Here is a 14050-nt window from a genome sequence, read left to right on the forward strand (position 1 = left end):
CCATTGTCCTAAAAATCAGGTGGGTAAAAGGTGGTTTTGTAGAGTTGGGATTATCGTTTAATTTTGTCTGTCAACTATAATTAAGATACTATGGCATCAAAATACGATTTAGTAGTGCTGGGTAGTGGCCCGGGTGGATATGTGGCGGCGATTCGCGCGTCGCAGCTTGGTCTGAAGGTAGGCGTTATTGAGCGTGAGTCGCTGGGCGGCATCTGCCTGAACTGGGGCTGTATCCCGACGAAAGCACTGCTGAAAAGCGCAAACGTTTTCGAATACATTAACCATGCCTCTGACTATGGCATTACCATCGGTGAGGCTTCGGTAGACTTTAATAAAGTGATCCAGCGCAGCCGCGGCGTGGCCGACGGCATGAGCAAAGGCATCCAGTTCCTGTTCCGCAAAAACAAGATCGACGCGATTATGGGCACTGGCAAAGTAGTGGCCAAAGGCAAGATTGAGGTGACGGACAAAGACGGCAAAAAAGAGACTGTAGAGGCCACTAACATCATCCTGGCCACAGGTGCCCGCTCGCGCGAACTGCCTAACCTGCCGATCGACGGCAAGAAGATCATCGGCTACCGCCAGGCCATGTCTTTGGAGAAGATGCCGGAAAGCATGGTGGTGGTAGGCTCCGGCGCTATCGGCGTGGAGTTTGCCTACTTCTACAACGCCATGGGCACGAAAGTGACCATCGTGGAGTATATGCCGAACATCGTGCCGGTAGAGGATGAGGAGGTATCGCGCCAGCTGTCCAAGTCGTTCCGCAAGGCCGGCATCAACATCATGACCGATTCTTCTGTGGAAAAAGTGGACACGAGCGGAGACCTGTGCAAGGTTTCTGTAAAAACGGCCAAAGGCGAGGAGATCCTGGAGGCTGAGGTAGTGCTTTCTGCGGTGGGTATCCAGACAAACCTGGAGAATATCGGCCTGGAAGAGCTGAGCATTAAAGTAGACAGAGGCCGCGTGGTGGTGGATGAGTTCTACAAAACCAACGTGGACGGAATTTATGCCATCGGCGATATCGTGCCGGGCCCAGCGCTGGCGCACGTAGCTTCTGCCGAGGGTATTATTTGCGTAGAGAAAATCGCGGGCCAGGATCCGGAGCCACTGAACTACGGCAACATCCCGGGCTGTACCTATTGCTCTCCTGAGGTTGCCTCAGTTGGTTTGACAGAGAAAGCTGCCCGTGAGCAAGGCCTGGAGATTAAAGTGGGCAAGTTCCCGTTCTCTGCGTCTGGCAAGGCGAGTGCTGCCGGCGCCAAGGATGGTTTTGTGAAAGTGATCTTCGACGCCAAGTATGGCGAGTTCCTGGGCGCGCACATGATCGGTGCCAACGTTACGGAGATGATCGCCGAGGTGGTGGTAGCCCGCAAGCTGGAAACGACTGGCCACGAGATTATCAAGTCGGTGCACCCGCACCCAACCATGAGCGAGGCGATTATGGAAGCCGCCGCGGCTGCCTACGACGAGGTGATACACCTGTAAGCAGCACGAATAGCGATAGAATGAAAGGGTTGGTCGAAAATTCGGCCAGCCCTTTTTTATTTTAGTAGCTGAAGTATGAACTTGCACCTGCGCAGGAAAACTATCTGTGCAGAACGACACCCATTATACCTAAAAACTATGAAGAAGTACTTCCTTTTGGCAGGAGCTCTCCTGCTGGGCGGCATCGCCATGGCTGCCCCCGACACCCTCTATGTAAAACCCTCTGACCTGCGTATGCACCAGCTGAAGTCCGGCTTGCGGCAGTACATGGTCACCATTCAGAAACCTGACAAGCCCCACGTGCTGAGCCAGTCGCTGTGGAACCGCGACGTGCGCTTTGAAAAGCATGAGGGGCAGGAGCAGCTGGTGATACGGCAGAACTGGGTGGGAACAGACAGCACGGCTAACCGCCAGGTTTTCTCTATCTGCCGCGAAGACTTTACCCCCGTTTACCACACCAGCACCTCGTTTAGGGGCACAGCGGCTTTTGAGTTCCGGCAGGGGCAGGTAGTGGGCTCCGATACCACCGCCAACAACGCGTTTAAAGGCTTTCAGGTGCCATCGGAGGAGCAGGCGTTTAACTGGGAGCTGGACCTGGAGTTTTTCGAGGTGCTGCCCCTGAAGGCCAATACCGTGTACAGCATCAACTTTTACCACCCAGGCAGCCGCCCTGGGCCCGGCCACAAACTGTACGAGGTGGTTGGCTCCGAGAAAATCCCGACCTCAAACAACCGCCAAACCGACTGTTGGAAACTGCGCATCGACTACGGCGATAACAACTACAGCATGTTCTGGATCAGCAAAAAGCAGCATGAGGTGCTGAAGATGGAGGAGCGCTTCAACGGCAACATACGGCACAAGGTAAAGCTGAGCACCGTGGCCGGAAAGTATATATAGCGCAAATATTTCAGGGGCCATGCAACCTGTAGTCTTGAAAACGAATCTTTTAGTTTGAAAGGCGCCCGAAGCGGTTCCTCTATCATACTTACTTATAATCTAGAAAATGATGAAGCGAGTTTTTACACTGGCCTTGGTGGCGCTGGCGCTCACTGCCTGCAAGAAGGAAGAGGATGATGCCATTGAGCTGGATGAGATCGTGTACCGGCAGGTGAATGGCTCGTTTAAGTATACGTTGCCGCTGAACCTGGATGTGAACAATGACGGGCAGGACGATTTCACGTTTGGCAATGTGCTGGTTTCTGATGCAGCCGGGGCGCACAACCTGTTTTACATCAGGCCGCTGGAGTATAACCAGGTGCTGTTAAACCTGCAGGAGGAGGTGTCGCTGGGGCACTGGGTGGAGGCCTTACGTGCCGACGAGGCAGTAGAGGAGGACCTGGCCAAAAAGCAACAGTGGGGCCGAGACCCAGGCTTTGTGCTCGACCTGCGCCAGACAGTCAAGTCAGAGGTCTTCTACGAAGGTCCGCTGACCGAGAGCAACACATTATTTGTGGGCGTGCGGCTGATGGAGGATGAAAAGTATAAAACTGGCTGGGTGAGGCTGAATTACACCGTGGGCAGCGATGAAGTTGAGGTCAATGACGTGGCTTTCCGTTTAACCCCCAACCGCCCCCTGAAAGCCGGGCAGCAGTGAGGATTGGCTGCGCTTTCATCATCTGTACGAATGCATGAACTGTGCATCATGACAGCTCCGAAAGGTTCGCTCCGCATACTTCCAGGCAGAACAGCCGGACCGCAAGGCCCGGCTGTTTTTGTAAGAAATCATACTTATTTCCGTTGTCTCTTAAAGCCGGGATTTTAGCTAGGTCCGGTTTTTATACCTACCTTTGTCATATTTTACAGCTGCTCATTTAGCGGTGTATGCAGTATTGCTGGCACCCTTGTTGCTGTAAATAGCTTTAAACTGCATGCTGCGGGCACTTTTACCCATGATTCGCTCCTGAGTATCTCCCTCCTCATCGTGTGGCATCTATCACACAATTTAATTATCCTGAATGAAGTTAAAAGGCAAAGTAAAATTCGTTAATAAAGACAAAAGCCTGTTTTTCCCCACCCTGCGCAAAAGAGTAGATTCTTATTTCACTGATAACAACATAGCCAAAACGGGCAACGGCAACATGCTTTTTAAAAGTATTGCCCTGCTGCTGGGCTACATCATACCCTTCGTGCTGCTGCTAAGCTTCACGCCCTCGCTTGGCATAAGCCTGGCGCTGTGGTTCGTGATGGGCGTGTGCCTGGCGGGCATCGGCATGAGTGTAATGCACGACGCCAACCATGGGGCCTATTCTAAAAGCAAGACCATGAACTACCTGATGGGCCACTCTGTGAACCTGGTGGGCGGCTCGGCTTTTAACTGGAAGTTGCAGCACAACATCCTGCACCATACTTATACCAATGTGGTGCACATGGATGAGGACATACAGGACCGGGTGATGCTCCGTTTCTCGCCGCATACTGACGTGAAGTTTTACCACAAACTGCAGTGGGTGTACGCCTTCTTTTTCTATGGTTTGCTGACGCTGTACTGGGTGCTGTTGAAGGATTTTGTGCAGTATGCAGGATTTATAAAGAGCGGCGTGAACGCAAACTCCAGTTCGGAGAACCGGGTGGTGCTGGCGAAGATCGTGGTGATGAAAGTGCTATACTTTTTCTCGATGCTGGTGGCCCCGACGCTGATTTTCGGTATTCCGTTTTGGGAGATATTGGTTGGTTTTGTGCTGATGCACTTTGTGGGCGGCATTATACTATCGGTGGTGTTCCAGCTGGCGCACACGGTGGAGGGCACCAGCCATCCGCTGCCCTGCGAGAACGGCACCATCCAAAACGATTGGGCCATACATCAGCTGAACACCACAGCCAATTTCTCGCGCCAAAGCAGGTTGCTGTCCTGGTATGTGGGCGGGCTTAATTTCCAGATAGAGCACCACTTGTTCCCGCGCATCTGTCACGTTCATTACCCGGCCATCGCCGAGATAGTGCGCCAGACGGCGGAGGAATTCGATATCCCATACCTGGAGAACAGGACGTTCCTGAAGGCGGTGCGGTCGCACCTGGCCACGCTGCACCGCTTCGGAAGGCTGCAGTTGCCGCACCTGAGCGAGGTGATGGCTTAAAAAACAGAATTAACAGAGCGAATGCAGCGGCGGGAGGAGAACTTTCCGCCGCTTTTGCTTTACCGGGCTTTCAAGTCTCCACAACTTCGGCCTCTTTTAAGTAAATTAGCGGGGCAAAACCGCTTCTCACATGCTCAAGACCCAAATCAAGCCCTGCACCCCCGCAGACCTTTATACGTTACAGGACATTGCCATCCGCTCTTACAACGATCATTATTTATACTTGTGGTTTGATGGCGGCACCTGGTACGTAGACCGCAGCTTTAAGGAAGAGACCCTCCGCAACGAGCTGGCTGACCCTAACGCCGCCTTTTACCTGATCTACCACGATGAGGAACTTGTTGGCTTCCTGAAACTCAACCTGCACAAAGACACAAATGAGTATACAGCAGAAGAGGCGCTGGAGCTGGAGCGGATCTACCTCACCAAAGCCGCTTCGGGCAAAGGCATTGGGCGGGAGGTGGTGAAGTTCACCAAAAGTATAGCCGCCAAGTATAACAAGCGCGTTATCTGGCTCAAGGCCATGGACAGCAGCCGCTCCGTGGATTTTTACGAGCAGAACGGCTTTGTAAAGTGCGGCACCTATACCTTGCCTTTCGAGCAGATGAAGCCGGAGTACAGGGGCATGTATGTACTGAAACTGGAGATATGATTTAATGTACGTACATTAAACTTTGTACTGCCGTCTTCTGTTGTAATCAAAGTGCCCGTGATGGCACATCATCAGAAAGTATAAAAATTGGATACAACGTACGATATACTTATCATCGGAGCCGGGCCTATCGGCCTGGCGGCGGGGCTGGAGGCGCAACGTGCCGGCCTGAGCTACCTGATCGTGGAGCGCGGCTGCCTGGTCAACTCCATCTACAACTACCCGCTCAACATGACCTTCTTTTCCACCTCCGAAAGGCTAGAGATAGGGGGGATTCCGTTTACATCGCTCAACGCCAAGCCTACCCGTGCCGAGGCGCTGGAATATTACCGCCGCGTGGCCGACTCGGCTAAGCTGAACATTAACCTGTTTGAAGAGGTGGAGCACCTGCAGCCGGAGGGCGAAGTATACCGCATCAGCACCAGCAAAGGCAGCTACCTGGCGCGCAAGGTGGTGGTGGCGCTGGGCTTCTACGGCATCCCGAATTTGTTGCACGTGCCCGGCGAGGAACTGCCCAAAGTACGGCATTACTACTTCGACCCGCATTACTACTACCGCCAGAAGGTGGTGGTGGTAGGGGCCAATAACTCTTCCGCCGATGCCGCCCTGGACACCTGGCGCAAAGGTGCTGACGTGACGCTGGTGGTGCGTCAGCCGGAGCTCGGAAGTATAAAATACTGGACCAAGCCCGACCTGGAGAACCGCATCAAAGCCGGTGAGATAAAAGCATACTTCAACGCCAACATCACCGAAATTCGCGAGCGTGAGGTGGACATTGAGACGCGGCAGGGGAAGGTAACGCTGGAGAACGACTTCGTGCTGGCCATGACCGGTTATCAGCCGGATTTCAGTTTCCTGGAGAAGATCGGTGTGCAGCTGAGCCAGGATGAGAAGCGCTACCCACAGTACGACCCCGAAACCATGGAAACCAACCTGCCGGGCGTGTACCTGGCCGGTGTGGTGTGCGGTGGCATGGACACGCGGGTTTGGTTTATCGAGAACTCGCGCGAGCATGCCATAAAAATTGTGGAGCATATAACGCAGGAACTGCAGGAGGAGAAAGTATAAAGATGGAGGCACTGAAGAAGTTACAGCAATTGCCGCAGCAGGAGGCAAAAATGCCGGCGCTGTTCGTGGGCCACGGCAGCCCGATGAATGCCGTAGAAGAGAATGAATTTACCCGTGGCTGGGCAAGTATGGCCAAAGGCGTTGCCACCCCCAAAGCCATACTTGTGGTGTCGGCGCACTGGCAAACCAAAGGCACAGCCGTTACCGCCATGGCAAAGCCCCGCACCATCCACGATTTTTACGGCTTCCCACGGGAGCTTTTTGAAGTGCAGTACAACGCCCCCGGCAGCCCTGAAACGGCGGAGGAGCTGCAGCGGCTGGTAAAGAAAACCGAGCTGCACCTGGACCACGAGTGGGGCCTCGACCACGGCACCTGGAGCGTGCTTAAGCACATTTACCCGAAAGCCGATATACCGGTGCTCCAACTCAGCCTCGACTATACCAAGTCTGCCCAATGGCATTATGAGCTGGCACAGGAACTGGCGCAGCTGCGGCAAAAAGGCGTGCTAATCGTGGGCAGCGGCAACATCGTGCACAACCTGCGCACCCTCAACTGGCACAAACCCGACGAGGCACTGGACTGGGCCACAGAAGTGAACGAGCAGGTAAAGCAGCAGATTCTTTCTGGTAGTCCAGAGGCGCTGATAAAGTATGAGCAACTCGGCAGAGCAGCTTCTTTAGCTATCCCTACACCGGAACATTACCTGCCATTGCTTTATACTTTAGGCTTGCAGCAAGGGGAGGAGCAGGTGCAGTTCCTGAACGATAAAATGCAGCTCGGCTCTATTTCCATGACCTCTGTGAGGATTGGGTAGATGTCATAGAACAAGTTTTCTACGTTGCTGTTCCGGACTTCCTAGTCTGTGTTTCTGCAGTACCGGGTCCAACCACCTCTGCCCCTTTTCCCCACCCCAGCCCTCCCCTAAAAACAGGGGAGGGAGTCTTTGAGAAAGATTGTCATCCCCCTGGCCCCTTCAAAGGGGACTGTGCAGGAAGCCGTGGCTATCGATAACTGATCCCAGCCTTTGGGTTGAGCGCCTTCTAGATTTCCGGTGCCGCCCTGGCGGCATTGCGACGCAGGAGCAAAGGAAATGTAGACAGCGCGATGCCCGAAGGCGAGGCCACCCGGCCTTGAGGGAGCCAAAGCAAGAAGTGGAACTATCGCTTTTGTAAGACTGAGGATGAAAAGCAGCTAGTAAGGATAACTTGGTTCCAACAAGCGGGAGCTAAAGTAAAGGCACCCCGAAAGCCTTCGGGGCGCCAGAAACAGCGGCAATGAAAACATAGCAATAAAAGTATAAACCCTGCCAAAATAGGATGCTACCAAACATGGCGCTATCTTTGCAGCTTATACTTTGCCCAAATCTCCAAAAGAAACTATACTTTCAGTTTTTAAGTTGATGAAAGCAACACCGGTCGGGAATGGCCTAAAGCATCTATGCACAACTCAAATTCCGGCCACCTTACCGCGAAAGCAGCGCACATGGCGTTGCGCGGTTTTTATTTAAAAACCATTTGATGACATTCGAGAATCTAAACCTCATAGAGCCGATCCTAAAAGCTCTTAAAACAGAAGGATACACCAACCCAACCCCTATCCAAGCCAAGTCCATCCCGCTTATACTTCAGCAGAAAGACCTGTTAGGCTGCGCCCAAACGGGTACCGGCAAAACGGCGGCTTTCTCTATTCCGATTCTGCAGTTGCTGCACGAGAAGCAGGGCAACGACAGGGGCCAGCACAAGATCAAAGCGCTTATCCTCACGCCAACCCGTGAGCTGGCCATGCAGATCGGCGACAGCCTGACAGCTTATGGCAAGCACACTGGCCTGAAGCATACCGTGATCTTCGGTGGCGTGCCGCAGAAGAAGCAGACCGACGCCCTGCGCGCCGGCGTGGATATTCTGGTGGCAACCCCGGGCCGTTTGCTCGACCTGATGAACCAAAAGTACATCCACCTGCAGCACCTGGAGCTGTTCGTGCTGGACGAGGCCGACCGCATGCTGGACATGGGCTTTGTGAACGATGTAAGGAAAGTGCTGAAGGTGCTGCCGGAGAAAAAGCAGTCGCTGTTTTTCTCGGCTACCATGGCGCCGGAAATCATGAAACTGGCTGATACTATCCTGGTAGACCCTGCCAAAGTGGAGGTAACGCCGGTATCATCCACAGCCAACACCATTCAACAGTCGGTTTATTATGTTAAGGGGCCAGATAAGCGCAAGCTGCTGCTGCATTTGCTTAAGGATGAGGAGATGGAGAGCGTGCTGGTGTTTACCCGCACCAAGCGCGGCGCCGACCGCGTAGCCAAGGACATTGCCAAGGCTGGCGTAACGGCAGAGGCCATACATGGCAACAAGGCGCAGAACGCCCGCGTGCGTGCGCTGGATAACTTCAAGTCGCGCAAAACACGCGTGCTGGTAGCCACTGATATTGCCGCCCGCGGCATTGATGTGGACGACCTGAGCCACGTGGTGAATTATGAGCTGCCAAACGAGCCGGAAACTTACGTGCACCGCATTGGCCGTACGGGCAGGGCAGGGGCAAGCGGCATTGCGCTATCTTTCTGCGGAGCCGACGAAGTGCCATACTTGGCCAGCATCCAAAAGTTGATCGCCAAGAACGTGCCGGTGATTGACAACCACCCGTTCCCGCTCACGGCCAAGGATTTTGCCGAGGCAGCCAGCACCGTGAAGGAGCAGAAGAAAAAAGGCGGCAGAGGCGGCCGTGGCAACTGGGGCAATAAGCCGTCAGGAGATGGCCAGCGCAGCGCCGGGACCAGCAGCGGCAACCAAAGCCGTAGCAGCTCAAACAGCGCCAATAGCAACAGGCCTGCAGGAGGCCCTCGCAACAGCGGCGGCAACAGGCGCTGGAGCAACAATAAGCCGAAAGCTAACGCTTAAGTATAAATTCTTATAAAGTAAGAAGCCCTGCCGGAGATCATCCGGCAGGGCTTTTTTTATACTTATCGGCAGCAGGGTTTGCAGGCACTCATCCTGTTTAGGTTTGGTACCTCCGGCTGTACCTAAGCAAGAAGTATGCTCTCCTACCTAACAGTATCTGTACATGCCTCAAACAGCGAGTAGAGAGCAGTTGCTCCTCTTTTTATAATAATAAACACTATTTGAGCCAGAGGCTATAAACCGGGGCTGAGCGTATATTTTTAAGCAGTTAAATTTATTATTAGAATGATTAAAAAACGTACAATTAAATAGCCCAACTAGCTGCACAGGCAGAAATCATCTGATTCGTTTACCTACATACCCTATAGCTTATGAACTATGAGACTTCTACAGTATTTGTATCCAAAATGGGCAATGGCAGCTATGGTTGTGCTTTTGCAGCTGTCAGGCCACCCGCTTAGTGCTCAGGCACTGCTATCTCCGGATGCGGTTCCAAAGTTTATAAACCCATTGCCTATCCCAGCCGTGATCGATGCCACCAACTCAGGCAACAGATCGATCACGATGACCATCTCACAGTTTGAGCAGGACCTTGGCCTGGGCCTGACAGATGCCTCGGGCAATCCTGTGCTTACGACCGTCTGGGGCTACAACGGCCAGTACCCGGGCCCTACTATTCTGGCTAAAAAAGACCAGCCATTACAGGTAAAGTGGCTCAACAGGCTGGTAGATGAAAACAACCAGCCATTGCCACACCTGTTCCCCATAGATAGGTCCTTGGCCTGGGCAGATCCGGGGGGAGAGGGGGTGCCTATTGTTACGCACCTGCACGGCGGTCACAACGAGTCTGCCAGTGATGGCCTGCCCGAGGCTTGGTACACACCTTTTGCCCAGGACAAAGGCCCCGTGTTTGTGAAAGGAGAAGACATACCTTACTACTACGACAACAGGCAGGAGGCTGCCACCATCTGGTACCACGACCACGCAATCGGCATCACGCGCCTTAATGTATATGCTGGCCTGGCAGGATTTTACCTGCTGACCGATGGGTTTGAGAATGGCTTGAGAAGAAGCAGAAGGTTGCCCAACGAGCGCTACGACATTGGTTTAGCCATACAGGATCGTATGTTCACCACCGATGGGCAGCTGTTTTATCCATCTGAGTCGGAGGTGGAGGGCGCTCCCACGCCCAGCATACTTCCCGAGTTCTTTGGAAACATCATTCTGGTAAATGGCAAAGCCTGGCCTATCTTACATGTAGAGCCCAGGCAGTACCGCTTCCGTCTGCTGAACGGGTCGGACTCCAGGTTCTATAACCTGAAGCTGCCCAAAGGGATGAAGATGTGGCAGATCGGCTCGGACAGCGGCTTGCTGCCCAAGCCGGTTGAGCAGGAGGAACTGCTGATTGCTCCGGGTGAACGTAAGGATGTGATCATTGACTTCTCGGATCAGGGTCTGTGGAAAAAAAACATCATCATCCAGAATGATGCCCCTACACCTTACCCTAACGGAGAGCCAGTGGACGAGAACGATGGCGCGGCTCAGATAATGGCCTTTAAAGTGGATGTTCCGCGAAACGAGGCTTATCCGCTCACGCCTGTTCCGGTATCCTATAACAAGCCCTTGCCCGCTGTGCCAACTGCTATTAATGTCAGAAAACTGATCTTGTTTGAAGGAGAGGATGAGTATGGCCGGCTGATGCCAATGCTGGGTACTATGGAAGACGGTGCCATGGAGTTTCATGACCCGATCACCGAAAACCCTGCCCTGAACAGCACTGAGGTTTGGGAGATCTACAACCTCACGCCTGATGCGCACCCGATACACCTGCACCTGGTGTCGTTCAGGGTGCTTAATTCGCAGGCATTTACCGGTACTGTAAACGAAGAGACAGGAGCACTCTCGGATGTGCAACTGGTGGGGCCGGTTAAAAAGCCGGAGCCAGGGCAGGAGGGCAGGAAAGATACCTACCCGATTGCTCCCGGTGAGGTAACCAGGCTGATAGCCACCTTTGAGAGGGAAGGACTTTATGTCTGGCACTGCCACATTCTCTCGCACGAAGACCACGATATGATGCGGCCATACTATGTAGGCAACATGCCTAAAGGTATGCTGGCCAACCTTGAGGAGTTAGTGGAGGATCTTTTAAAGGAAGGCGAAAAGATCTTTGTTGTGTATCCAAACCCATCCTCTGGTACGGCCACGCTGCGGGTAAAGATTGATGAGCCAATGACGGCTGTTGCACTACGTCTGCTGGACCTAAACGGTAACCTGGTGCTGGACATGCTAAGCCAGCAGCTGGAGAAAGGCGAGCACCAGCTCGAAATAAACGGCAACAGTTTACCAAAAGGCATTTACGTATGCGAAGTATCGGTAAACAACCGCGTGTACCGCGAACGGCTAATCCTGACAAAGTAATTATTCATGCATAAAAGCAAATCCCTGGTCGTAGCAGGGATTTGCTTTTATGCACCCATTACCCCTCCGTCACGGCCTGCCGCGTGCGGCTTACCAGGTATACCCCGGCAAAAATCAGCATTGCAAAGAGCCCCTTTTGCAGCGTAAACACGTCTTTGCCCGCAATAACGGCTATAAGTATGGCCAGCACCGGCTGCAGGTAGATGTAAGCCCCTACCAGCGAGGGATTGGCATAGCGCAGCGCCCAGGTGTTGAAAAGGTAAGCGATGATGGTTACGGCAAGCACCATAAAGACAATAGCCCACCAGACAGCGGCAGGATAGGTGCTATAATCCGTTTCCAGCACCTGCTGCCATCCGAAAGGCACCACAATCACGGCTCCTACGGTAAAGATGCGGCTCACCACTGTAAAGGCGTTATACTTCTGCATCAGCGGCTTTACCAAAACTAAGTATAGGCCAAACGAAGTAGCGTTGAGGATAATGAGCAGGTCGCCCCAGAGGTTGCCGGTAGTATGCTCGCTGCCGGAAGTATAAATGAGCAGAAAAGCACCCGTAAACGCCAGCGCGATACCGCCCACCTTACGTTTGCTGATGCGCTCGCGCAAAAGTATGGCCGAAAAAACCAGCACCACCACCGGCACGATCACCATCAGCAGGGCCGCATTGATGGGCGCCGTCAGGTTGAGCCCGGCAAAAAAGCAGAGCTGGTTGATGGCCACGCCCGTTACGCCGCAAAGTATGGCCCGCAGGTTATCGTTCCAGCCCACAATCTTCTCGCGGGTTACCAGCCGCGAGAAAAAGCCGAAAAAGATGGCTGCCGACACCACCCGGATCACGATCAGACCGAAAGGACCCATGTAGGCGGGCATCACCTCTTTGGCGATGCTGTAGTTACTGCCATAGATCAGGGCCACCAGAAAAAGTGCCCCATGCACCTGCCATTGCTTGTTCATGCCGCAAAGGTACATGCTTATTTGCACCGCTCCGTATAAGGGAGGGAACAAAATCTACAAGCTCTATGAATGGGATGCCCTTAACGGTGCGGCGGTCTATCGAAATAATGGGACTGTTCTTTCTGGGATGGTTTATTGTGCTGGCCAAGGGGCTGCTGACCCCGCTGCTGCTGGCTTTTTTTATCAGCATCATGCTCATGCCGCTGTACCGGTTTTTTGCCAAGTATAAGCTGCCCGACGCACTGGCTATTATCATCAGTATCCTGTCGATGGTGGTGGTGTTTGGCCTGATAATCTGGTTTTTCTCTGTTCAGATCGGCAACCTGATCTCAGACTTCCCGGTGATCCGGAAGAACGTGACGCTGCACCTGAATGCCCTGAGTGCCTGGGTGGAGAATCACTCCCCCTTCTCCACTACCGAGCAGCTGAACTTTATACGGGAGCAGAGCGATAAGCTGCTGGGCTACACGGGCACGATTTTATCCGGTGCAGCCGGCTCGGTTACATCCGTGGTGGTGCTGTTGGGCCTGCTGCCCATCTACATCTTTCTTGTCATGTTCTATAAGAACCTGCTGCTGCGCTTCGTGTTTTTCTGGTTCCCGAAAGAGCAGCACCACAAGGTAGAGGAGACGCTGCAGGAGATGCAGGTGATCATTAAAAGCTACCTGTTTGGCCTGCTGATCCAGGTAAGTTACATGACGGTGCTGTTAGGCGGAATTCTGCTGCTCATCGGCATTAAGCACGCGCTGCTTATCGGGCTGATCTTCGCCTTCCTCAACTTGATTCCATACATTGGCGCACTGATCGGGAACATCATCGGTGTGCTGCTGACGCTGGCCTCCTCGTCTGAGCTGTGGCCGGTGTTTGCCGTGTTGGGCACCATCACCTTTGTGCAGTTCCTGGACAACAATATCCTGATGCCGCGCATTGTGGGTTCTAAAGTGCGACTGAATGCCCTGGCAACCATTGTGGGCGTTATTGTGGGCGGTGAGATTGCAGGAGTGGCCGGCATGTTCCTGTCGTTGCCTGTGTTGGCTGTGCTAAAGGTAGTGTTCGACCGCACCGAGCAGTTTAAGCAGTGGGGAGTGCTGTTCGGCGACGAGCGGCCGGAGCGCAGCCCGATGGAGGAGCCTTTATTCCGGAAGAAGAGCAGCCGGGTAAGGAAGATGCTGGAGCGGGAGAACAAAGTGGAGCCGCCGCAGAAGTAGTTTTTATTTTTAATTAAGAACATGGAAGGCTCATCCCAGTCCTTGGGTTGAGCGCCTTCTAGATTTCCGGTGCCGAAGGCATTGCGACGTAGGAGCAAAGGAAATGTAGACAGTGCGATGCCCTAATCGAGGGCCCCTACCCCCAGGACGAGGCCTCCCGGCCTTGGAGGGCACCAAATATGAGGTGCAACGATGGGTATGTAAGACTCAGGATAAACGGAAGCTAGAAAGCTTAGCTTGGTTCCAGTTGCAGGAAGCGGTGGCTAATAGCGGCACAAGCGGACGCTTGCGC

General features: G+C 53.4%; 11 protein-coding genes. 10 read left to right on the forward strand and 1 reads right to left on the reverse strand.

The window, feature by feature from the left end:
- The first annotated feature begins 90 nt into the window (after positions 1-90).
- The 9 genes from lpdA (at position 91) to FJM65_RS09475 (ending at position 11595) form a co-directional block, all read left to right on the forward strand.
- Complete coding sequence (gene lpdA, locus FJM65_RS09435) at positions 91-1485, forward strand: dihydrolipoyl dehydrogenase (RefSeq protein WP_140621255.1); 1395 nt, start codon at positions 91-93, stop codon at positions 1483-1485.
- A gap of 138 nt (positions 1486-1623) precedes the next feature.
- The gene (locus FJM65_RS09440; RefSeq protein WP_140621256.1) at positions 1624-2382 is read left to right on the forward strand and encodes a DUF3108 domain-containing protein; all 759 of its coding nucleotides are present in this window, start codon (positions 1624-1626) and stop codon (positions 2380-2382) included.
- Positions 2383-2488: 106 nt separating this feature from the next.
- A complete protein-coding gene (locus FJM65_RS09445) occupies positions 2489-3079 on the forward strand; it encodes a hypothetical protein (RefSeq protein ID WP_140621257.1) in 591 nt (196 codons plus the stop codon).
- A gap of 361 nt (positions 3080-3440) precedes the next feature.
- Complete coding sequence (locus tag FJM65_RS09450; protein WP_140621258.1) at positions 3441-4559, forward strand: fatty acid desaturase family protein; 1119 nt, start codon at positions 3441-3443, stop codon at positions 4557-4559.
- 130 nt (positions 4560-4689) lie between these two features.
- Positions 4690-5211: a GNAT family N-acetyltransferase gene (locus tag FJM65_RS09455; protein ID WP_140621259.1), complete on the forward strand. Its 522-nt coding sequence runs from the start codon at positions 4690-4692 to the stop codon at positions 5209-5211.
- Between the two features lie 87 nt (positions 5212-5298).
- Positions 5299-6279 carry a YpdA family putative bacillithiol disulfide reductase gene (locus FJM65_RS09460; RefSeq protein WP_140621260.1) on the forward strand — a complete coding sequence of 327 codons (981 nt, stop codon included), beginning with the start codon at positions 5299-5301 and terminating at the stop codon, positions 6277-6279.
- A gap of 2 nt (positions 6280-6281) precedes the next feature.
- On the forward strand, positions 6282-7094 hold the full coding sequence (gene ygiD / locus FJM65_RS09465; protein WP_140621261.1) for a 4,5-DOPA-extradiol-dioxygenase: 813 nt from the start codon (positions 6282-6284) through the stop codon (positions 7092-7094).
- 703 nt (positions 7095-7797) lie between these two features.
- A complete protein-coding gene (locus FJM65_RS09470) occupies positions 7798-9177 on the forward strand; it encodes a DEAD/DEAH box helicase (RefSeq protein ID WP_140621262.1) in 1380 nt (459 codons plus the stop codon).
- Positions 9178-9687: 510 nt separating this feature from the next.
- Positions 9688-11595, forward strand: coding sequence for a multicopper oxidase domain-containing protein (locus tag FJM65_RS09475; protein ID WP_239022896.1), 1908 nt, complete (start codon positions 9688-9690; stop codon positions 11593-11595).
- 58 nt (positions 11596-11653) lie between these two features.
- On the opposite strand, the gene FJM65_RS09480 is transcribed toward FJM65_RS09475, so the two are convergent.
- Positions 11654-12550 carry a DMT family transporter gene (locus FJM65_RS09480; protein WP_140621264.1) on the reverse strand — a complete coding sequence of 299 codons (897 nt, stop codon included), beginning with the start codon at positions 12548-12550 and terminating at the stop codon, positions 11654-11656.
- A 107-nt stretch (positions 12551-12657) separates the two neighbouring features.
- Between FJM65_RS09480 and FJM65_RS09485 the strand changes: the two genes are divergently transcribed.
- The gene (locus FJM65_RS09485) at positions 12658-13758 is read left to right on the forward strand and encodes an AI-2E family transporter (protein WP_239022897.1); all 1101 of its coding nucleotides are present in this window, start codon (positions 12658-12660) and stop codon (positions 13756-13758) included.
- The last annotated feature ends 292 nt before the right edge of the window (positions 13759-14050 follow it).

Origin of the sequence: Pontibacter mangrovi, from assembly GCF_006385705.1 — a bacterium.
In the GTDB taxonomy this organism is placed as follows: domain Bacteria; phylum Bacteroidota; class Bacteroidia; order Cytophagales; family Hymenobacteraceae; genus Pontibacter; species Pontibacter mangrovi.